Source organism: Nocardia aobensis NBRC 100429 (genome assembly GCF_000308375.1).
GTDB classification, from domain to species: Bacteria; Actinomycetota; Actinomycetes; order Mycobacteriales; family Mycobacteriaceae; genus Nocardia; species Nocardia aobensis.
This window is the reverse complement of the sequence record NZ_BAFQ01000023.1, coordinates 43,557-63,884: the sequence shown is the minus strand read 5'-3', so window position 1 is coordinate 63,884 and position 20,328 is coordinate 43,557. Positions and strand designations below refer to the sequence as shown.

The following is a 20,328-nucleotide window of genomic DNA, read 5'->3' as shown; positions in this document are numbered from 1 at the left end:
CCCACGTCGCCTCGGGGGCGCATCCGATCCACGCGCAGCGTCGAAACCGGGATCGCAACGACCGGAATCCGCCGCAACGCGTAGTGCCGCACCGGTTTCCGCCGATGCCCAGCGAACCGCGGTCTACCGCGCCCCCGCTGCCGAGGGTCCGGCCGATCGGCCTGCCACCGCCAAGGCGCCCGTCGCCGACCAGGTGACCGACCAGTTGCCCGTACCCGACGACGAATCCGGCACGGAGGCAACGGCTTCGGCGGGCCCCGCGACGGTCGGCAAGCCGCCGTTGTCGCGGCTGGCGGCGAGTCGGCAGCGCCGGCGCCGGCGTACCCGGCTCGCGGCCCGGGTGACCACGTCGATGTGCGCGGTTCTGGCTCTCGTCATGACCGGTGTGGGCTGGAACTACCTGCGTGCCACCGACAACGGGTTCACCCAGGTGTCGGCGCTGGACGAGAATTCCGCCGACATCATCGATCCCGGCGGCCAGACCGGTGACGAGAACTTCCTCATCGTCGGCACCGACACCCGTGCCGGCGTGGACAGCTCGCTCGGTGCCGGCACCACCGACGACGCCGAGGGCGCCCGGTCCGACACCGTGATGCTGGTGCACATTCCGGCGAACCGCTCCCGCGTCGTGGCCGTCTCCTTCCCCCGCGACCTCGACGTCAGCCGCCCCGAATGCGAGGGCTGGGACAACGACAAGGCCAAATACACCGACGCGAAATTCCCGTCCGCGATCGGCGACAAGCTCAACGCCACCTACGCCCTGGGCGGGCCGAAATGCCTGACCAAGGTGATCCAGAGGCTGTCCGGCCTGAAGATCAGCCACTTCGTCGGCATCGACTTCAGCGGTTTCCAGTCGATGGTCGACACCATCGGCGGTGTCGAGGTGTGCACCAACCGGCCGCTGGTCGACGAGGAGCTCGGTACGGTGCTGCCGAATCCGGGCCGCCAGATCCTCAACGGCCCGACCGCGCTGGACTACGTCCGCGCCCGCCACGTCCAGGGCGAGGAGCGCAGCGACTACGACCGCATCCACCGCCAGCAGCTGTTCCTCTCCTCGCTGCTGCGCAGTGCCCTGTCCTCGAAGGTGCTCTTCGACATCGGCAAGCTCAACGGCTTCATCGGCGCGTTCAGCAGCCATGCCTTCATGGACAACGTCAACACCAAGGATCTGCTGATGCTGGGCCGCTCGCTGCAGAAGGTGAGCGCGGGCGCGATCACGTTCCTGACGGTGCCGACCGCGGGCACCACCTCCTACGGCAACGAGATTCCCCGCGAATCGGATATCAAGGCGATCTTCCAGGCGATCATCGACGACCAGCCGCTGCCGGGCGAGAAGAAGGCGCCGGAGCCGTCCAAGTCCGCTCCGGCCCCGGCCCCGCCGCAATTGACCGCCGTGGATCCGAACACGGTGTCGGTGCAGGTGTCCAACGGTTCCGGAGTGACCGGCGTGGCGAGCACGGCGGCGACCAGGTTCGCGGCCGACGGCTTCCAGATCTACAACGTCGGCAACTACTCCGGCGGCACGATCGACAACACCACGGTCCGCTATGCGGCCGGTCACGAGGCCGAGGCCGCGACGGTGGCCTCGGCATTGCCGGGCGCGAAACTGGCCGTGGCATCGAATTTGGGCAGCATCGTGGAGGTGGCCCTCGGCGCGGACTTCTCCGGCACCGTCGGCACGCCGACCGCGTTCGGGTCGCCGGTTCCCGCCCCGGCCGGAGCCACCGATGCCGCCGCGACGCCGGTCACACTCCCCTCCGATCTCGAGCACGTCAACGCGGGCGACGACCTCTGCAAGTGAGCCGCGCTCACCTGCGACGACAGCGCCGGTCTGCCCGGCACCGACGATTCACCCACCGTTCGTGACTTGGTCAGAGCCGGGAACTAGTCTTTGGTTTCATGCGTGTCATCTACAACGAACAAATGGCCGAACTCGCCGATCTTCTGGGTGAGATGGCCGGACTGGCCGGTTCGGCCATGGAGCGGGCGACCCAGTCGCTGCTGCAGGCCGACATCTCGCTGGCCGAACAGGTGATCACCGAGTACGACCGGATCGCCGAGATGATCGCGCAGGCCGAGGAGAAGGCGTTCGCGCTGCTGGCGCTGCAGGCGCCCGTGGCCGGCGACCTGCGGCAGGTGGTGAGCGCCATCCAGATCGTCTCCGATGTGAATCGGATGGGTGTGCTGGCGCTGCATGTGGCCAAGGTGGCCCGCCGCCGGCATCCGAACCACGCGCTCCCGGAATCGGTGAACGGCTACTTCGCCGAGATGGGCCGCATCGCGGTGAATATGGGCGCCGCCGCCAAGGAGGTCCTGGAGACGCGCGATCCGGAGCGGGCCGCGCGACTCAACGAGGACGACGAGGCGATGGACGATCTGCATCGCCACCTGTTCTCGCTGCTGATGGACCGGGAATGGAAGTACGGCGTGGCCGCCGCCGTCGATGTCACGCTGCTGGGCCGCTATTACGAACGCTTCGCCGACCATGCGGTCGAGATCGGCCGCCGGGTCGTCTTCCTCGTGACCGGTGTGCTGCCGCCCGACCCGGACGCCGCGACCGAGAAGATCTGAGGTCGGGCCGCCTCTCCGGTCCGGGCGGAGACCGCTGCCCGTCCAGCATGCGGACGGGCAGCGACGTTATGTGCGGCCGGGGAAATCGGCTTTTGCCGGGACTTCCTCCGTGGTTCGGCCCAGCAGTAGTGACGCGCCGCGCTGAGGTTTCCAGGGCAACAGCGCCGCGACGAGCACCGCGCAGACCAGCAGTGCGCCGACCGCCGCCCAGGATGCGGCCGTCGAGCCGGCGAGGGCGGCCACCTTCATGGCATGCACCAGATCGGCTTTCGCGCCGGCGAAGAACGGGCTGATCGGCGCCTTCACGATCTCCAGCACGCTGATCGGAGTGTCGCGGGCCAGACTCTTCTGGGTGGGATTCATGATCGCGTCCGGGATCGCGTCGATGCGGGCGCCGACTCGATCGGTGTAGACGGAGGTCATGATCGAGCCGAGGACGGCGACGCCGAGGGTGCCGCCCACCTCGCGGGTGGTGTCGTTGACCGCGGACCCGGCGCCCGCCTCCTCGATCGGCACCGCACCCATGATGGATTCCGTGGCCGGTCCCTGCACGACGCCGAAGCCGATGCCCATCAGCACCATCGAGACCAGAACCGTTCCCAGATAGGGTGTTTCGACGGTCACCCGGCCCGCGAAGAACATGCCGGCGGCCAGCAGGAGCAGACCGCACACCACGGTGGCGGTGGTGCCGATGCGCTGCGCCGCCAGGGTCGCCAGGGGCGCGCCGAAGCCCACCGCCGCCGCGAAAGGCAAGGAGTGGATACCGAATTCGAGGGCGCTGAACTCCTTCACCCCCTGGAAGTACTGAGTGATCAGGAACAGGAATCCGAAGGCGCAGAAATAGGAGACGGTGATCGCCAGGGCCGGGATCGAGAAGCGCCGGATCCGGAACAGCCGCATGTTCAGCACCGGTGATTCGACCCGCAACTCCCAGATCACGTACAGCGCAAGCAGAATCAGCGAGAGCGCATAGCCGCCGACGCTGCGCCCGGACAACCAGCCGTGCTTCGGCGCCTCGATGATCGTCCACACCAGCGTCGTGACCGCCACCAGCGAGAGACCGATGCCGAGCACATCGAGCCGGCCGCTGTGGTCGGCCCGCGATTCGGGAACGACGACGAGCACTGCCGCGATCGTGATCGCCGCGATCGGCACATTGATCCAGAACACGGCGTGCCAGCTGAAGTATTCGAGCAGCCACCCGCCGGTCACCGGTCCGATCGCCACCGCGATACCTGCCATGGCGGTCCACAACGCGATGGCCGCGGCTCGGGCCCGCGCCTCCGGGAACAGGTTGATGATCAACGCCAGCGTCGCCGGGAAGACCGCGGCGGCGAAGACGCCCATGCCGGCGCGCGCGGCGATCACCTGGCCGAGGCCCGAGGACATCGCACCGGCGGCCGACATGACCGCCACGCCCGCCAGGCCGATGATCATCAGCCGGCGGCGGCCGTAGCGGTCGCCCAGATGGCCGAGCGGCAGCAGCAGTCCGGCGAACGCCAGGGTGAACGCGTCCACGATCCACTGCAGGCCACTCATCCGGGCCTGCAACTGCACCGCCATCGAGGGCAGAGCCACATTGACCAGCGTGTTGTCCAGTACGACCAGCAGTTCGGCCACACAGATCGCGATCAACGCGAAGATCCGCATCCGCGTCGCGATCGGAATCCCCTGCTGGGCCACTGGTCTCGCCGTTGACACCGTCATCCCGCCTCCTGACTATAACGATCGGTTTAGTTCAGGAGGAAGATAACTGTTACCGCGAGTGTCAGACAACCGACTACGGTAGGAGATGAGCGAGCACACAACTCGGGATCACTGTGATGGACGCCATATCGATGTCCCTGCGTGCCACAAGAGAAAACCCCGTCCCACCAGGGACGGGGCTTCCGAAACACCGACAGGCTCGGCCCGCTCAGCCGAAGCGGCCGGAGATGTAGTCCTCGGTCGCCTTCTGCGTGGGGTTGGAGAAGATCCGCTCGGTCTCGTCGATTTCGATGAGCTTGCCGGGCTTGCCCTGGGCCTCGAGGTTGAAGAACGCCGTCTGGTCACTCACACGCGCGGCCTGCTGCATGTTGTGGGTGACGATGACGATCGTGTACTCCTTCTTCAGCTCGGAGATCAGATCCTCGATCGCGAGCGTGGAGATGGGGTCCAGCGCCGAACACGGCTCGTCCATCAGCAGCACGTCGGGCGAGACCGCGATCGCGCGGGCGATGCACAGACGCTGCTGCTGACCGCCGGACAGGCCACCGCCCGGCTTGTCGAGGCGATCCTTCACCTCGTTCCAGAGGTTGGCGCCGCGCAGCGAGCGCTCGGCGACCTCGTCGAGTTCCTTGCGGTTGCGCACCCCCTGCAGCTTCAGCCCGGCCACCACGTTGTCGCGAATCGACATGGTGGGGAACGGGTTCGGCCGCTGGAACACCATGCCGATGGTGCGCCGCACGCCGACCGGGTCGACCGCGGAGCCGTAGATGTCCTCACCGTCGAGCAGCACCGCGCCCTCGACGCGAGCATTCGGCGTCACCTCGTGCATGCGGTTGAGCGAACGCAGCACCGTCGACTTACCGCAACCGGACGGACCGATGAAAGCGGTGACGCTGCGCGGCAATACGGTCAGCGACACATCGCTTACGGCGTGGAATTTGCCGTAGTAGATGTTGAGATCTTTGACGTCGATCCGCTTGGCCATTGTCGTATTCCGTTCGCTTCTATCGATTCCGCGTGAGCAGTTTGTTGACCACGGCCGCGCCGATGTACAGCAGGGCGATGATCAGGATCAGCGTCAGCGACGCGCCCCACACTCGCATCCGGCCGGCCGCTTCCGGGTTGGCCAGTTCCTGGTAGATCATCAGTGGCAGCGACGCCATATTTCCGTTGAAGATGTTGGTGTTGATCGACTTCGAATAGCCGACGAGGACCAGCACCGGCGCGGTTTCGCCCATGACGCGGGCGACCGCGAGCAACATACCGCTGATCATGCCGGGCAGAGCGGTCGGCACGACGATCCGCAGGATCGTCTTCCATTTCGGGATGCCCAGCGCGTACGAGGCCTCGCGCAATTCGTCGGGCACGAGTTTGAGCATTTCCTCGGTACTGCGCACCACCACCGGCAACATCAGCAGCACCAGTGCCAGCGACACCGCGAAGGCCGACTGCGGGAAACCGAAGGTGGCGATCCACAGCGCGAAGACGAACAGCGCCGCCACGATCGAGGGCACACCGGCGAGGATGTCGACCATGAAGGTGGTCGTCTTCGCCAGCCAGCCGCGACCGTATTCGACCAGGTAGACCGCGGCCATGATGCCCAGCGGCACCGCGATCACCGCGGCGACCGCCGACTGCACGATCGTTCCGTAGATCGCGTGATACACACCGCCCGCGAACTGGTCGGGCAGCACGCCCTTCTGCGACTTGGACCACCAGCCGCTGCTGACGATCGCGTGGAAACCCTTGTTCAGCACCAGGATCAGCACCCAGCCCAGCGGCACCAGCGCGATGCCGAAGCACAGCCACATGACCGAGGTGGCGACATTGTTGCGGACCTTGCGGCCCAGGCTCACGTGGCGGAACGTGGGCGCCTTGATCGGCTTGTCCAACGTGGTGGTCATCACCCGTTCACCTTCCCGCCGGCGGCGATCCGAGCCAGGGCATTGACGATGAAGGTCAGCGCGAACAGGACGAAGCCCGCCGCGATGTAGGCGCCGGTGGGCAGCGCCTGGCTGAATTCCGAAGCGGCCGAGGCGATCTTGGAGGCGAAGGTGTAACCGCCGTCGAACAGCGACCAGTGGCCGGGTGTCGCGGCGGTACGCAGCACGATCAGCACCGCGATGGTTTCACCGAGCGCGCGGCCGAGGCCCAGCATGGAACCGGCGATCACACCGCTGCGGCCGTACGGCAGCACGGTCATCCGCACCACCTCCCACTTGGTGGCGCCCAGGGCCTGCGCGGCCTCGATGTGCGCCCGGGGAGTCAGGTGGAAGACCTCGCGGCTGACCGAGGTGATGATCGGCAGGATCATCACCGCGAGCACGACACCGGCGGTGAAGATCGTGCCACCGCCGCTGATGGAGACGTTGCCTTCCTTGAACAGGAAGAACCAGCCCAATTTGTCGTTCAGGAATTGTTCGAAGGGTGCCAGCTTCTCGGCCAGCACCAGGAAACCCCACAGACCGAACACGATCGAAGGCACCGCCGCGAGCAGATCGACCAGCATCGCGAACGGACGCGACAACACCTTCGGCGCGTACTGCGTCAGGAACAACGCGATACCGACGCCCAGCGGCACGGCGATCAGCAGTGCCAGCAGCGAACTCAGCACCGTGACCATGAACAGGTCGCGGATGCCGAAGTGCATGTTGTCGGCGTTGGTGACGTTGAACTCGGCGCTGGTGAAGAAGTTCGCCTTGTTCGCCGCCACCGACGGCACCGCGCGAATCAGCAGAAACAGCGCGATGAGCGCGATCGCCGCGACGATCGTCGCCCCGGCGGCCGTGGCCAGGGAACGGAAAACGGTCTCCCCCCGGCGGCTGTGACCGCCGGCGTTGCGACCGGCCGGCTTGGTGCTCGACTCACTCGGCATGGAGGAAGTATCTCCCGGCGGGACTTCGTTGCCCGTCCGCGGGCCGGTCGAATCCGACTGGCCCGCGGCGGTGACTTCGTCGTGGACGGTCATGGGTTTCGCAATCAGGAGATGGCGTTGATCGCGGTGGTCAGCTTGGTCTTGAACGCATCCGGGATCGGCACGTAGCCGGAGTCCTCGAGGCCGTTCTGACCGTTGGAGATCGCCGAGGTCAGGAACGCCTTGACGGCCTTGCCGGTGTCGGCGTCGGCGTACTTCGAGCACACGATCTCGTAGGTGGCCAGCATGATCGGGTAGGCGCCCGGATCGGTCGGCTTGTAGAACGACTTGGTGTCGATGATCAGGTCGTTGCCCTCGCCGACGATCTTCGCGGAGGCGATGGCCTTACCGGCCGACTCCGCGTTGAGCGCCACCGGCTTCACGGCGGCATCGGTGATGATCTGCGCGGTGGACAGGTTCTGCGACCGTGCGAAGGACCACTCGTTGTACGTGATGGAGCCCTTGGTGCTCTTGATGGCGGCCGAGGTGCCCTCGTTGCCCTTCGCGCCCTCGCCGACACCGCCGGCGAACGCCTTGCCCGCACCCTTGCCCCACGCACCGTTGGAGGCGGCGTCCAGGTAACGCTGGAAGTTGTCGGTGGTGCCCGACTCGTCGCTGCGGAAGATCACGTGGATCTGGTCCGACGGCAGGTTCACGCCCTGGTTCAGGCCCTTGATCGCCGGGTCGTCCCAGTTGGTGATGGTGCCGTTGAAGATCTTCGCCGCGGTCGGGCCGTCGAGGGTCAGGTTGGTGACACCGTCGAGGTTGTAGGTGACGGCGATCGGACCGAAGACCGTCGGCAGGTTCCAGGCCGGTGCGCCACAGCGGTCGGCGGCCTTCTTCGGCTCGTCCTTCTTCGGGTCCAGAGCCGAGTCCGAACCACCGAAATCGGTCTGGCCCCCGACGAACTCGTTCACGCCGGCGCCGGAGCCGCTGGAGGTGTAGTCCAGCTTCGCGCCGTCGCAGTTCTGCTCGTAGGCGGCGATGAAGCGGTCCATCGCGTTCTTCTGAGCGGAGGATCCGCTGGCCTTCAGAGCCTTCTTGCCACCGCAGGCCACGTCGACCTTGGTGGTGTTACCGGTCGCGGCCGAGTTGTCGTCGCTACCACAGGCAGTCAGTGTCAGAGTGCCGGCTGCCGCCAGCACGCCGAGGAGAGCGCCGCTGCGCTTGAAATTCACCTGTTCCTCCGGGAAACGCTTCGTACGCGTCCGATCCCTCAACGACCGGACGAGTCCAGTGGGTGGCCGTTCGCAGAGAACTTGCGCACCGAGCAGCGAATGCCGCCCACGATCAAAGTAGATTCGTCCGGTTGACAGCGGGACCTGGGCAAGTGAACGCAGAGTGAACAACCCGGCGCGATTGCGGTTCAAACCTGTGAGATTTGCCGCAGCGTTACTGCGAGCGAATCACCGGGCGGTGTAGGCGGCGTCGATGTGGGCCGTCTCGAACCCGAGACGAGTGTAGGTGTGCACGGCCGCGGTGTTGTCGGCCTCGGTGTAGAGGATCACCGCGCCGAGACCCCGATCGCGCAGATAGTGCAGGCCCGCGAGGGTGAGCACGCGCCCCAGACCGCGGCCCTGAGCGGCCGGGTCGATGGCCACCACGTAGACCTCCCCGACCGCGTCCGAGTTCTCGTCCGGGTCGTGCACCTTGGTCCAGTGAAAGCCCAGAATATGCGTGGGATCCGCGGGATCGGCGGCGATGAACAGCCCCTTCGGGTCGAACCAGGGCGCCGCCCTCCGGACCGCGATCTCGGCCTCGGTCCAGCCGCCCTGTTCGGGATGCCAGTCGAAGGCGGCCTTGTTGACCCGCAGAATCTCCGCGTCGTCGGCGGGCCCGGCATAGGTCCGCAGCACGATGTCGGCGGGCACCTTCAATTCCGGTAGCTCAGCGGTTGCCCGATCGCCGTCCGGAGCCTGCGTCAGGGCCCGTCGCATCTGCCACAGCTCGCGCGCGACGGTCAGTCCGAGCCGCCCCGCGACCGCCCGCGCCGGCGCCAGATTGCCGTGCGCCCAGATCCGCGCACCCGGGCCCCCCGCGTCGAGGGCCGCGGCGACGAGCGTCGCGCCGATCCCGCGTCCGCGCACCCGCGGATCCACCACGGCCTCGGCCATCGCCGGGTGATCACCGTGCGCGGGAACGAGATTCGCGTACGCGACGAGTTCGCCGTCGCGCTCGACGGCGAGGTGCCGCGTCCGCCCGACCGGCGCATCGGTATCGGTATCGACATCGGCCTGCCCGGATGCGGTCACCGAGAGCACCGCTTGTTCGGAGATCGGCGCGACCGCGTCGGCGGCACCCGCGCGTTCCACCAGGTCCACGATCTTGGCCGCGGTCGCTGGAGCCAATTCGGTGGTCCAGTCCGGCACCTGCACGCTCACACCCATCCCTCGCTCATCCGTTCACATCCGCCGGCACACCGGCTGTTCCGACAACCGGCCCTTCCGACAACCGGCTCGGCTACCGCCCTGATTCCCGCCCGCGGCGAACACCCGTCCCGGCTGCGGGTGTCCTTTCGGCGCAATCCTTTTCGCCGGCCGATCGTCCGGGCCGCGACCACCGCACCGGCATCCCGTTCGCGTCCCGGCCCACCGGCCTCAGGACGGACTGCCGTTGACCTGGGTCAACTGGTTGTCGTCGGCGCCGTCGTCGCCCTCGTCCGGTATGCCGGCCGCCTGCTCACCGCCCTTGTTGTTGGCCGAGCGCGCCGGGCGAACCGCCTTGTAACCGACGTTGCGGACGGTGCCGATCAGCGACTCGTATTCGCTGCCGAGTTTGGCTCGCAACCGCCGCACGTGCACGTCGACCGTGCGGGTGCCACCGAAGAAGTCGTAACCCCACACCTCCTGCAGCAACTGCGCGCGGGTGAAGACCCGGCCGGCGTGCTGCGCGAGATATTTCAGCAGCTCGAATTCCTTGTAGGTCAGGTCGAGCGGGCGGCCGCGCAACCGCGCGGTATAGGTGCCCTCGTCGATGACCAGTTCGCCGAGCGTGATCTTGCCGGTGTTCTCCGGACTGGCCGCGCCGCCGTTGCGGGCGACCAGCAGACGCAGCCGGGCGTCCAGTTCCGCGGGGCCGGTTCCCGGCAGCAGAATGTCGTCCAGCCCCCAATCGGCGTTGACCGCCACCAGACCGCCCTCGGTCAGCACCGCCACCACCGGCACCGAGGAACCGGTGCTGCCGAGCAGTCTGCACAGTCCGCGCGCGGCGGCCAGATCGGTGCGGGCATCGACCAGAGCCACATCCGCGGTTCCCGCCTCGAGCAGCGACGCCACCTCGGTGGGCGCGGGCCGCACGTTGTGCGGCAGCAGCGCCAGGGACGGCAGCACGGCTTCCGGGTTCGGATCGGAGGTCAGCAGGAGCAGCTCCACCGGCTCTCCTCCCAATCTGGCATGTCCGCGGGCAACCTCGACGTCATTCGCGAATCCATGCGCGTCGGCACAGGTAATTCGTGCCTACATTAGCGCGTGCGGGGCCCCGATCATGTATTCCGCACTCGCACGGGGACCAGCGGTGATGGCCACCGCCGGGCCCACACCCGCGCGGCCGGCACGGTCCGGGCAGATATCTTCGTACCGGGTAGCCTCTCCTCGGGACACCCACGCCTCGCACCCCTCCGCGCGCGACCGCTGTGTACCGCGCGCCCGGACGGCCTGAACTCGGAGCATGTGGATGAGAAAACTGATCGTCGGGCTGCTGCTGGTGGTCGCGATCGCCGTAGTGGTCGATTTCACTGCGGCGGCCTACTCGGAGTACCGGGTTTCGCGGTCGCTGCGGGCCGGCGGTGAACTCAGCGCCGATCCCGAGGTGACCATCCACGGATTCCCGTTCCTGGCCCAGACCGCGCGCGGTGACTACCGCAATCTCGAGATCCGGGCGCGCGCGAACCGCCCCGACATTCCCGGCGAAATCCTGGTCGAAGCCACACTGAACGGCGTCCACCTGTCGATGCACGATCTGGTGGACAACGACATGCGCTCGGTGATGGTCGACCAGGTGGCCGGCCGGATGCGGATCGAACCGGTCGAACTGGGACGGCTGTTCAACATTCCCGACCTCGAGGTGGTCACCCGCCCGGCCGACAAATCCGACGGCACCGGCGGTTCCGGTGGCTCCGGCATGACCACCCAGGGCGCGCTGGTCCTCACCGGCACCATCCAGCTCGGACCCGAGACCCGCAGTACCGATCGGGTCAGCGTGAAGGCCGATCTGTTCCTCGACGGCGATCAGATCAAACTGGTCGCCACCGACCTCTATCACGGCGGCGTCGAGAGCAACGCGCCGACGACCACCGCCGCCGAACTGGGTCCCGACCTGGACAAGGCCGCGGTCCTGGCCCGCTTCACCCGCACCATCGACACCAAGGATCTGCCGTTCGGGGTGCCCCCGAAGAAGGTGCAGGCCATCGGCGGCAATATCGTGGTAGAGGGGGAAGGGGAGAATATTCGCATTGATATGGACAGGTTTGCCCGACCATGATTGAACTCACGATTCTGGCCGTCGTCCTGCTGGCCGGGGTGGCCGCGGGTATCGCCCTGCGCTACCGCGAGGGCCGCGTGCGGCCGGCCGGCACCACCGAGATCGCGGGTTCGCGCACCGAACTGCTCAGCGCGGTCGGTGTCACCGAGGCGGTGCCGACCGTTCTGCACTTCTCCGCCGAATGGTGCGGTCCCTGCGCCGCGGTCCGGCGGGTGGTGGCCGGAGTGGTCGCCGATCTGGCCGATACCGTGCGGCCGCCCCGCGACGTCGAGATCGATATCGACGCCGAGGCCGAACTCGCGCGCGAACTCAACGTCCTGTCGCTGCCCACCACGTTCGTCTTCGACGCCAACGGGCGTGAGCGGTTCCGGATCTCCGGTGTGCCCAAGGCCACCGATCTGCGTAGTGCCCTTGCGCCGCTGACGGTCCCCGAGGCGGCCTGAACCTCCTGCTCACGAGGGCTTTCCGAACATCTTTGCGCGCGGCGTGCGAGCCGTCCACGCGCCCGGCGTCGGGTCGAGTTTCGTACCCCGGGTCCAATTCCCTCCCGAAACCGGGTAAACTGCTTGGCGTGCAAACCCGCCGAGAGCTGATGCTCACCCGACGCCGCACAGTCGATCTGTGCCGCCTCGGCGGTTGTTGCTGCCTGTGCATGTAGCCGGTCGGCCTTTCGTATCCCTGCCGCCGACCGGTTTCTCCACCGCGTGTGAGATCTCGTCGATCCCCCGGTGATCCGACCTATCTGACGGATAACCCGCAACCGGATAAGCCAGATAAGCCTTCCTTCAGCGCAGGAGCCCCCGTGCCTCAGAACACCAACTCACCCACCGGTCAGGTGGACGTCCGCGGACCGCGGTTCGCGGCGTGGATCACCACCGGTGTCCTCGTGCTGGTCCTGATCGTCTCCGCCTTCTCCACGGCCGCCGCGGCGGTGCTGATCGCTGTGCAGGCGATCGTCTTCGCGCTCGGCGCGCTGTACGGTCCGCGGCGCAGCCCCTACGGGTGGTTGTTCGCCACCTTCGTCGCGCCGCGTGTCGGCCCGGCGACCGAGACCGAGCCGGTACCGCCGCTGCGGTTCGCGCAGCTGGTCGGTTTCGTCTTCGCGATCGTCGGCTTCGTCGGCTTCGCGGCCGGATCCGGCGTGGTGGGCGCGATCTTCACCGCCTTCGCACTGTTCGCGGCGTTCCTCAACGCGGCGTTCGGAATCTGCCTGGGCTGCAAGATCTATCCCCTCACCCAGCGGTTCACCTCGCGAACCCCGGTCGCTTCGAGCAGCTCGACGAACTGACCGGCCCCACAATCCACCGTTCATCTCTCCACATACCCCGGCAAGTCACATCGAAAGGAACAACATGGCTCGCTCCGATGTCCTGGTCTCCGCAGACTGGGTCGAAGAGAACCTCAACACCCCCGGCGTCGTGATCGTCGAGGTCGACGAGGACACCTCCGCCTACGACACGGGCCACATCGAAGGTGCCGTCAAGCTCGACTGGAAGAAGGATCTGCAGGATCCGGTTCGGCGTGACTTCGTCAACCGGGAGCAGTTCTCGGATCTGCTGTCGGCCCGCGGTATCGGCAACGACGACACCGTCGTTCTCTACGGTGGCAACAACAACTGGTTCGCGGCGTACGCGTACTGGTACTTCAAGCTCTACGGTCACCAGAACGTCAAGCTGCTCGACGGCGGCCGCAAGAAGTGGGAGCTCGACGCCCGCCCGCTGTCGACCGATGCAGTGACCCGTCCGGCGACCACCTACAAGGCCTCCGAGCAGGACCTGTCGATCCGCGCCTTCCGCGACGACGCCATCCAGGCCATCGGCGTCAAGAACCTCGTCGACGTGCGTTCGCCCGACGAGTTCTCCGGCAAGATTCTCGCTCCCGCGCACCTGCCGCAGGAGCAGAGCCAGCGTCCCGGCCACATCCCCGGCGCCATCAACGTGCCGTGGAGCAAGGCCGCGAACGAGGACGGCACCTTCAAGTCCGACGAGGAACTGGCTTCCATCTACAAGGAAGCGGGCCTCGACGGCGAGAAGGAGACCATCGCCTACTGCCGCATCGGTGAGCGCTCGTCGCACACCTGGTTCGTGCTGCAGGAGCTGCTGGGCCACAAGAACGTCAAGAACTACGACGGGAGCTGGACCGAATACGGCTCCCTCGTCGGTGCACCGATCGAGTTGGGAGCGTAAATAGATATGTGTGCAGCACCTACCCAGGGTCAGGCCCTTCCGGCCAACGTCGACACCGAGAAGGAGACCGTCCTCACCGGACGCGTCCTCGATGCGGACGGTAACCCGGTAGGCGGCGCCTTCGTCCGCCTGCTGGACTCGAGCGACGAGTTCACCGCCGAGGTCGTGGCCTCCGGCACCGGTGATTTCCGCTTCTTCGCCGCGCCCGGCACCTGGACCATCCGGGCCCTGTCGTCGGCCGGCAACGGTTCGGCCAAGGTCAGCCCCGAAGGGGCGGGCGTCCACAACGTCGACGTGAGCGTCGCCAAGTAACACCGACGCGGAGCGTCGCCGGCAGGCGCCGGAAACTGCGCTCATCGCACGCGAACGGCCCCGGGATTCGTTTTCCCGGGGCCGTTTTCGTCTTCGCCGAGCGGGTCGTTAAACTCCGATATGTGGTCTTAACCTTCGAGATTCTGCTGGTCATCTGCTCCGTGCTGATCGCCTGGTTCGGGCTCTACGTCCTCTACCGGCTCTTCACCGAGTCGTGACCGATTCGGCGAGCGAGAACGTCGAAAACGCAGCGACCAACGGTCACGCCTCACAGGCGCACGCCGAGGGCCGCGAGCCCGATGACGCGGCTCGCCGCAGTACGGACGACGCGGCTCGCCGCAGTCCCGACGACGCGGCTCGCCGCAGTGGCGACGAGGCGGTAGCCGACGCTGCCGAGCGCGCCAAATCGACCGGCGGCCGCAACATCCCGCAGCTGCCCGGTCTGCCGCTGCCCGAGGACACCGCGAATCTGCGGCTGGGTCCCGATCTGAGCGCCTCCATGCTCGCGCTGCTGCCCCTGGTGGGCGTCTGGCGCGGTGAAGGCGAGGGCAACGATCCCGAGCGCGGCGGCGACTACCACTTCGGGCAGCAGATCATCGTCTCCCACGACGGTGGCGACTATCTGGCCTGGGATTCCCGTTCCTGGGTCATCGACGCCGAAGGCAACTACTCCGGCCCCGATCTGCGCGAAAGCGGCTTCTGGCGGGTCGGCATCGACGGCGACGACGAGGTCATCGAACTCCTGCTGACCCACAGCTCCGGAATCGTCGAACTCTTCTACGGTCAGGCCCTCACCCAGTCGTCCTGGGAACTGGCCACCGATGTCGTGATCCGCAGCCAGTCCGGCGCGGTGGTCGGCGGCGCCAAACGCCTGTACGGCATCGTCGAAGGCGGCGACCTCGGCTACGTCGAGGAACGAGTGGAAGCCGACGGCGCCTTGAAGCCCCGCCTCTCCGCCCGCCTCCAGCGCTACATCGGCTGAGCCGAGCCCAAACCCCCGAATACGCGGCGAGGCGGAAACGGGTACGGCCCCCGAGCCTTACCGCGGAGATCTCGTCTCTCGCGATTCCCGGTCGGACAAACCGGGGGCTCGGGGGCCGGGTGACTGCCTTGGATTAGTTCAGCGCTCGCGCGGGGACCGAATCCACTGCAGCGGGCCGCGGTACGGGGACCGCGGCTGTGGCGCTCAACCGGCAGCCACCTCACGCGTCCTCTGAATATCCATTCTTCGAACCACCTCCTTTCCCGTGTACAGACGAAACTACCGGCCGTGGACGCGGGGCTGCAACGGATTTTTCGCAGAGCCGAATTCCGGTGCCGACCTGGGCATTCGCCGGGTCATGCGGAGACGCGCCGAGTGATCGATATCTCGCCGCCGGGTGCGACCGTGACCACCGTGTCGGCACGGTGGTCCGGGGGCAGCTGGTGGGTGACGACGACCACCGTGCGGTCCGGGTCGACGAGACCGCTGGTTTCATCGAGCAGTGCGCGCAGCAGTTCGGCACCCGCCGCCGCCTCCATATGTTCGGTCGGTTCGTCCAGCAGCAGGGTGTCGGTAGGAGCGACGAGTGCGCGCGCCAGCAGCAGACGGCGGCGCTGCCCGCCCGAGAGTGCGGCCGCGCCGCCGACCAGATCCGTGTCCACACCCTCCGGCAGGACGTCGAGCCACGGACCGGAACCGACCGCACGCAGGGCGTTTTCTGCCTCCGCATCGGTCACGTCGCCGCGGGCCACCCGGAGGTTCTCCAGGACGGACGTGCCGAAGACGTGGGCATCCTCGGCGAAGAAGGTCCGGCCGGGGCGCGGTGTGTCGAACAGTCCGGCCCAGCTCATCAGCAGCGTGGTCTTACCCGCCCCGCTCGGACCGACCACCGCGATCCGGCGGCCCGGCGGCAGGTCGGGCAGCGCGCGAATCAGGCGGGCCCGCAGATCACCGGACGCGTGATCGGCCGGCGCCGAGGCATCGTCGTCGGTCACGACGTCGTCGGTAGCGACCGCCCGCGCCGACTCGGCCGGGTCGAGGGCACGAATGCGGCGTAGGGCGGCACGGCCCTTGGTGAGGGCCTGCGCGGCGGCCGGCAGCACCGCCACGGCCTCGAATGCCGACAGTGGCAGCAGCACCAGTATCGCGAAGGCCATCGGGGTGATACCGCCGGCCGGCGCGGGTTGCAGCGGCTCGGACGGTGCGCCGAAGCCGTTGCCGTACAACGTGATTCCGATGAGCAACGCGCCGAGCACACTGGCTCCGACGGACAGCGGGGTCGCCGCGGCGGCCCAGGCGCTGCGTGCGGCCGCTCGGTCCTCGGCGCGTACCGCGCGTGCCGAGGCGGTCGTGGCTGCCGTCGTCGCCGCGTCGAGCCGGCCGGCGACCCGTAGCTCGGCGGCGTGATCGAGCACGGTGACGGCCGCGGCCCGGAACTCGGCACGATCGGATTGCACGGCCAGTTCGGCGTCCCTGGCCGCCCGCGCGGACAGCCAGGGGGCGAACCCGCCGGAGACCAGCAGGGCGACCGCGAGGATCACACCGGCAGGTACGGAAATGGTGGCGAGCAGGGCGACGGCGGTGACCGAGAGCAGGATCGCCACGGCGATGGGAACCACCGCCCGCACGACCACGGCGCCCAGGTCGTCGATATCCGCACCGATCCGGGTGAGCAGATCGCCCCGGCGCAGCAGACCGGTCCCCCGTCCGGCACCGCTACCCGAGTCCGGACGGCCCTCGGACCGGCCGTCGCGTCGCAGCGTCCAGAAATCGGCGCGGGCGAGGGCCGCGTACACCGACGTACGGGCGGTGGTCATCGCGCGCAGTGCCACATCGTGGCTCGCCAGCCGCTCGATGTAGCGGAACAGCCCGCGGGAGATACCCAGCGCCCGCACCGCGACCACGGCGACACTGAGGTCCAGCACCGGCGGCATCTGCCACGCCCGAGCGATCAGCCACGCCGCCAGCGCCGCCAGCGCGAGTCCACTGCCCAGCGCGATCGTCCCCCAGCAGATCGATACGACCACGCGCCACGGAGAGATCTCCGAAACTCGCCGCAGCTCGCGCAGTTCGGCCCACAGGGATTTCACGGCGTCCACTCCCCCGTCTTCGTCGGGCCGACTCCGATCGGCGCAACGGGCGTGCCCGAGGCGGGCGCATCGCCCCGCCGCACCTCGCCGACCCGATGCGTCAGCCCTGCTTCGACGTCGTCGTACGCCCGAGAGCCGCCGGACCCGTCGATCGATGGCTGCGCCCGGCGAAGTCCGGGATCGTCCGACTCCCGTTGCGCGGCACGCTGTTCCGCCGGCTTCGGCTCCGTCCGCGCGGGTACCTCGATGATGTGATCGGCGATGGCGAGCACCGAGGGCCGGTGCGCTACCACGACGACCGTCGCACCCGCGCGCGCCCGTTCGGTAAGGGCGGCGAGAACAGTGGCTTCGCTGCGCTCGTCGAGATGGGCGGTGGGCTCGTCGAACAGCAGTATCGGCCGGTCGGCGGCCAGCACGCGCACCAATGCCAGGCGTTGGCGCTGGCCGAGCGACAGGCCGAGGCCGCCGGGGCCCACCACGGTGTCCCACCCGTCCGGAAGTTCGGCGAGGACCGCGTCGAAACCCGTTGCCGCGCAGGCCTTGTCGACGGCGTCGGCGCGGCGGGCCGCCTCGTCGCCGCCCTCACCGCACCCGGCGTCGCGGGCTCGGGCGCCGAAGAGTTCGAGGTTCTCGCGCAAGGTGCCGGGCAGCAGCACCGGGCGTTGCGGCAACCAGGCGATATGCGACCACCATGCGTCCGGATCGAACTCGCCGACCGGGCGCCCGCCCACCAGAACCGCACCCCGGTCCGGTGCCATCAAACCCAATATCACCTGCAGCGCAGTCGATTTCCCGCTGCCGTTGGGGCCGGCGAGAGCGGTCACCGCCCCCGGACGCAGCACACCCGACAATCCGGCGGGTGCGTACCCGTCCCGCGCGCGCACCCACACGTCACACAGCTCGATATCTCCGGCCCCCGGTTCGACCGTCACCGGGACTCGCACCGCGGGCGGCTCGCCGGATCGCCGAGCGGTGCGGGCATCTGCTCGCGGAGGTCCGCTGGGCGCGGGGACCGCCACCGAGCCGTCCGGGTCCAATACCGCGAAAGCCCGTTCGGCAGCGGCCATTCCGTCCTGCGCGGCATGGAATCTCTCCCCCACCGCACGCAGCGGCAGATAGACCTCCGGGGCGAGGATCAGGCCCAGCAGGCCCGCGTACAACCCCATATGCCCGAAGACCAGCCGCATGCCGATCGACACGGCGACCAGCGCCACGCACAGGGTGGCCAGCATTTCCAGCACCATCGACGACAGGAACGCCATCCGCAGGGTGGCCATGGTCCGCTTGTGCAACGCCTCGCCCAGCTCGCGGACCCGATGCCGCATGGTCGGCGAACCGTCTTCGGCCACACCGGTTTCCCGGCCGAGCGCCCGCAGCGTCGGCATCCCCGCGAACAGGTCGAGCATCTGCTCCGACAGCCGGGTGGTGGCGGCCAGGGCGTCGGCGGCACGGCCCTGGGTCATCAGCCCGATCAGGATCATGAAGATCGGAATCAGCGGCAGCGTCACCAGGATGATGATCGCCGCGGTGAGGTCGTGCACGGCGATCACGGTCAGCACGATGGGCGGTACCAGCACCGCGAGCAGCAGCGCCGGCAGATAGCCGGTGAGATAGGCGCGCAGACCGCCCAGACCGTCGCCGACCACCACCGCGAGTTCGGTACGCCGGCTTTCCATTTCGCGCGGCGGTAGGGCGGCTCCGGCGGCCAGTACGGAAGTCTCCAATTCCGCGACCACCTGCGCGCCGGCCCGATGCGCGAGCCGCGACTGCCACCAACTCGCCAGCGTCCGCACCGCGATCGCCGCCGCCAGGATCGCCGACTCGGTCGTCCACGCACCGACCGTGCGCAGGCCGGGATCGGTGATGACGCCCGCCGCGATCCGGGCCAGCATCAGCGCCGCGACCACGATGCCCGCCGTGATCACCAGCGACAGTCCCACGCTGATGATCAGGTAGCGGCGGGCCGAGCGGGCGTGGCGCCACAGCCGGGGATCGACGGGTCGGGCCATCGGGACCTACCGCGCGCCGCTGCGCATCGACAGGCCGATCGGCGCCGGAATCTGCTCGACGGTGATGCGTTTGCGGAAGACCCAGTACGTCCAGCCCTGGTAGATCAGCACGACCGGGGTCAGCACCACCGCGACCCAGCTCATCACGACCAGCGTGTAGTGCGTGGAGGAGGCGGCGACGGTGGGATGCCCGTCGACCATCCGGCCGTCGACGGTGAGCCCGTAGGCGGCGTCGATGGTGGACGGCAGCACGTACGGGAACAGCGCGCCGAACAGCAGCACGATCGCGGCGACCACGGTGACGGCGGTGCCGGTGAACGCCCAGCCGTCACGGTGCCGAAGCACCGCACCGCCCGCGAGCAACAGGCCGAAGACCGCCACGCCCAGCGGAATCCACGTCCAGCCCTGGCCGTGGGCCAACTGCGTCCACAGCGCGAACGCGCCGGCGACCACGGTGGCGGGCAACCAGACAACCCGGGCGATCCGCTCGGCGCTCTCGCGAATATCGCCACCGGTCTTCAAGGCGATGAACACCGCGCCGTGCAGGATGAACAACAGCAGCAGCGTCAGGGCGCCGAGCAGGCCGTAGGGGTTGATCAAGCCGAGCAGACCGCCCTCGATCTGCTTGTGCGCGTTGAGCTGTACTCCGTGCACGATATTCGCGAAGGCCAGCCCCCAGGCCAGCGCGGGCACCCAGGAACCGAAGACGATCGCGGCGTCACACCACTTGTACCAGCGCGGATCATGGATCTTGCCGCGCCATTCGATCGCCACCGCGCGCACGATCAACGCCACCAGAATCAGCAGCAGCGCCAGATAGAACCCGGAGAACAGACTGGCGTACCACTCCGGGAAGGCGGCGAACATCGCACCGCCCGCGGTGATCAGCCACACCTCGTTGCCGTCCCAGACCGGCCCGATCGTGTTGAGTACGGCGCGTTTTCGCGTTTGGTCGCCGCGGCCGATGATCGGCATCAGTATGCCGACGCCGAAATCGAAACCCTCGAGCACGAAGTAGCCGGTGAACAGCACACCGATCAGCAAGAACCAGAATTCGGGCAGACTCATCCTCGGCTCC

Annotated in this window: 18 protein-coding genes; 8 read left to right on the top strand and 10 right to left on the bottom strand. The window is 68.0% G+C overall.

Features of this window, described 5'->3' with window-relative positions:
- Both RJ03_RS03140 and phoU read left to right on the top strand, forming a co-directional pair.
- Nucleotides 1–1,801 (top strand): LCP family protein (locus tag RJ03_RS03140; protein ID WP_245552167.1); only part of this gene is annotated, 1,801 nt, incomplete at its 5' end.
- Nucleotides 1,802–1,899: 98 nt separating this feature from the next.
- Nucleotides 1,900–2,571: a phosphate signaling complex protein PhoU gene (gene phoU, locus RJ03_RS03135; RefSeq protein ID WP_036497808.1), complete on the top strand. Its 672-nt coding sequence runs from the start codon at nt 1,900–1,902 to the stop codon at nt 2,569–2,571.
- Between the two features lie 66 nt (nt 2,572–2,637).
- On the opposite strand, the gene RJ03_RS03130 is transcribed toward phoU, so the two are convergent.
- The 7 genes from RJ03_RS03130 to RJ03_RS03100 all read right to left on the bottom strand — a co-directional run bounded on the left by RJ03_RS03130 (nt 2,638) and on the right by RJ03_RS03100 (nt 10,563).
- Entirely contained in the window at nt 2,638–4,278 is a 1,641-nt protein-coding gene (locus tag RJ03_RS03130) for an MFS transporter (RefSeq protein ID WP_051024197.1), read from the bottom strand.
- A gap of 208 nt (nt 4,279–4,486) precedes the next feature.
- On the bottom strand, nt 4,487–5,263 hold the full coding sequence (gene pstB, locus RJ03_RS03125; RefSeq protein ID WP_036497807.1) for a phosphate ABC transporter ATP-binding protein PstB: 777 nt from the start codon (nt 5,261–5,263) through the stop codon (nt 4,487–4,489).
- 19 nt (nt 5,264–5,282) lie between these two features.
- Complete coding sequence (gene pstA / locus RJ03_RS03120; RefSeq protein ID WP_036497805.1) at nt 5,283–6,182, bottom strand: phosphate ABC transporter permease PstA; 900 nt, start codon at nt 6,180–6,182, stop codon at nt 5,283–5,285.
- Nucleotides 6,182–7,153 (bottom strand): phosphate ABC transporter permease subunit PstC, encoded by a 972-nt coding sequence (pstC, locus tag RJ03_RS03115; protein WP_036497844.1) that lies wholly within the window; start codon nt 7,151–7,153, stop codon nt 6,182–6,184. Before pstC ends, pstA begins: the two co-directional genes overlap by 1 nt.
- A gap of 104 nt (nt 7,154–7,257) precedes the next feature.
- Nucleotides 7,258–8,370, bottom strand: coding sequence for a phosphate ABC transporter substrate-binding protein PstS (pstS, locus tag RJ03_RS03110; protein WP_036497804.1), 1,113 nt, complete (start codon nt 8,368–8,370; stop codon nt 7,258–7,260).
- Between the two features lie 228 nt (nt 8,371–8,598).
- Nucleotides 8,599–9,579 (bottom strand): mycothiol synthase, encoded by a 981-nt coding sequence (gene mshD / locus RJ03_RS03105; protein ID WP_036497803.1) that lies wholly within the window; start codon nt 9,577–9,579, stop codon nt 8,599–8,601.
- 210 nt (nt 9,580–9,789) lie between these two features.
- Complete coding sequence (locus RJ03_RS03100; protein ID WP_036497800.1) at nt 9,790–10,563, bottom strand: winged helix-turn-helix transcriptional regulator; 774 nt, start codon at nt 10,561–10,563, stop codon at nt 9,790–9,792.
- Nucleotides 10,564–10,864: 301 nt separating this feature from the next.
- On the opposite strand from RJ03_RS03100, the gene RJ03_RS03095 reads away from it, so the two are divergent.
- The 6 genes from RJ03_RS03095 to RJ03_RS03065 all read left to right on the top strand — a co-directional run bounded on the left by RJ03_RS03095 (nt 10,865) and on the right by RJ03_RS03065 (nt 15,151).
- Nucleotides 10,865–11,671 carry an LmeA family phospholipid-binding protein gene (locus RJ03_RS03095; RefSeq protein WP_036497841.1) on the top strand — a complete coding sequence of 269 codons (807 nt, stop codon included), beginning with the start codon at nt 10,865–10,867 and terminating at the stop codon, nt 11,669–11,671.
- Nucleotides 11,668–12,114 (top strand): thioredoxin family protein, encoded by a 447-nt coding sequence (locus tag RJ03_RS03090; protein WP_036497799.1) that lies wholly within the window; start codon nt 11,668–11,670, stop codon nt 12,112–12,114. Before RJ03_RS03095 ends, RJ03_RS03090 begins: the two co-directional genes overlap by 4 nt.
- Nucleotides 12,115–12,473: 359 nt before the next feature.
- Nucleotides 12,474–12,959 (top strand): DUF4395 domain-containing protein, encoded by a 486-nt coding sequence (locus RJ03_RS03085; protein WP_036497797.1) that lies wholly within the window; start codon nt 12,474–12,476, stop codon nt 12,957–12,959.
- Nucleotides 12,960–13,023: 64 nt separating this feature from the next.
- Nucleotides 13,024–13,857, top strand: coding sequence for a sulfurtransferase (locus RJ03_RS03080; protein WP_036497794.1), 834 nt, complete (start codon nt 13,024–13,026; stop codon nt 13,855–13,857).
- 6 nt (nt 13,858–13,863) lie between these two features.
- Nucleotides 13,864–14,169, top strand: a complete 306-nt coding sequence (locus RJ03_RS03075; RefSeq protein ID WP_036497793.1) for a DUF1416 domain-containing protein — start codon at nt 13,864–13,866, stop codon at nt 14,167–14,169.
- A 214-nt stretch (nt 14,170–14,383) separates the two neighbouring features.
- A complete protein-coding gene (locus RJ03_RS03065; protein ID WP_036497791.1) occupies nt 14,384–15,151 on the top strand; it encodes a heme-binding beta-barrel domain-containing protein in 768 nt (255 codons plus the stop codon).
- 356 nt (nt 15,152–15,507) lie between these two features.
- Here the strand turns inward: RJ03_RS03065 and cydC are convergent, their stop codons facing one another.
- From cydC to cydB, 3 genes are read right to left on the bottom strand one after another with little or no spacing between them, the layout of a single operon-like run.
- Nucleotides 15,508–17,241: a thiol reductant ABC exporter subunit CydC gene (cydC, locus tag RJ03_RS03060; protein WP_083870569.1), complete on the bottom strand. Its 1,734-nt coding sequence runs from the start codon at nt 17,239–17,241 to the stop codon at nt 15,508–15,510.
- On the bottom strand, nt 17,238–19,250 hold the full coding sequence (gene cydD / locus RJ03_RS03055) for a thiol reductant ABC exporter subunit CydD (protein ID WP_063820329.1): 2,013 nt from the start codon (nt 19,248–19,250) through the stop codon (nt 17,238–17,240). The genes cydC and cydD overlap by 4 nt, the downstream gene beginning before the upstream one ends.
- 6 nt (nt 19,251–19,256) lie before the next feature.
- Nucleotides 19,257–20,318: a cytochrome d ubiquinol oxidase subunit II gene (gene cydB / locus RJ03_RS03050; RefSeq protein ID WP_036497788.1), complete on the bottom strand. Its 1,062-nt coding sequence runs from the start codon at nt 20,316–20,318 to the stop codon at nt 19,257–19,259.
- Between the last annotated feature and the right edge of the window lie 10 nt (nt 20,319–20,328).

Coding starts and splice junctions, on each gene's coding strand:
- phoU (WP_036497808.1), top strand. CDS start 1,900: ATGCGTGTCATCTACAACGAACAAATGGCCGAACTCGCCGATCTTCTG.
- RJ03_RS03130 (WP_051024197.1), bottom strand. CDS start 4,278: ATGACGGTGTCAACGGCGAGACCAGTGGCCCAGCAGGGGATTCCGATC.
- pstB (WP_036497807.1), bottom strand. CDS start 5,263: ATGGCCAAGCGGATCGACGTCAAAGATCTCAACATCTACTACGGCAAA.
- pstA (WP_036497805.1), bottom strand. CDS start 6,182: ATGACCACCACGTTGGACAAGCCGATCAAGGCGCCCACGTTCCGCCAC.
- pstC (WP_036497844.1), bottom strand. CDS start 7,153: ATGCCGAGTGAGTCGAGCACCAAGCCGGCCGGTCGCAACGCCGGCGGT.
- mshD (WP_036497803.1), bottom strand. CDS start 9,579: ATGGGTGTGAGCGTGCAGGTGCCGGACTGGACCACCGAATTGGCTCCA.
- RJ03_RS03095 (WP_036497841.1), top strand. CDS start 10,865: ATGAGAAAACTGATCGTCGGGCTGCTGCTGGTGGTCGCGATCGCCGTA.
- RJ03_RS03090 (WP_036497799.1), top strand. CDS start 11,668: ATGATTGAACTCACGATTCTGGCCGTCGTCCTGCTGGCCGGGGTGGCC.
- RJ03_RS03080 (WP_036497794.1), top strand. CDS start 13,024: ATGGCTCGCTCCGATGTCCTGGTCTCCGCAGACTGGGTCGAAGAGAAC.
- RJ03_RS03075 (WP_036497793.1), top strand. CDS start 13,864: ATGTGTGCAGCACCTACCCAGGGTCAGGCCCTTCCGGCCAACGTCGAC.
- cydD (WP_063820329.1), bottom strand. CDS start 19,250: ATGGCCCGACCCGTCGATCCCCGGCTGTGGCGCCACGCCCGCTCGGCC.
- cydB (WP_036497788.1), bottom strand. CDS start 20,318: ATGAGTCTGCCCGAATTCTGGTTCTTGCTGATCGGTGTGCTGTTCACC.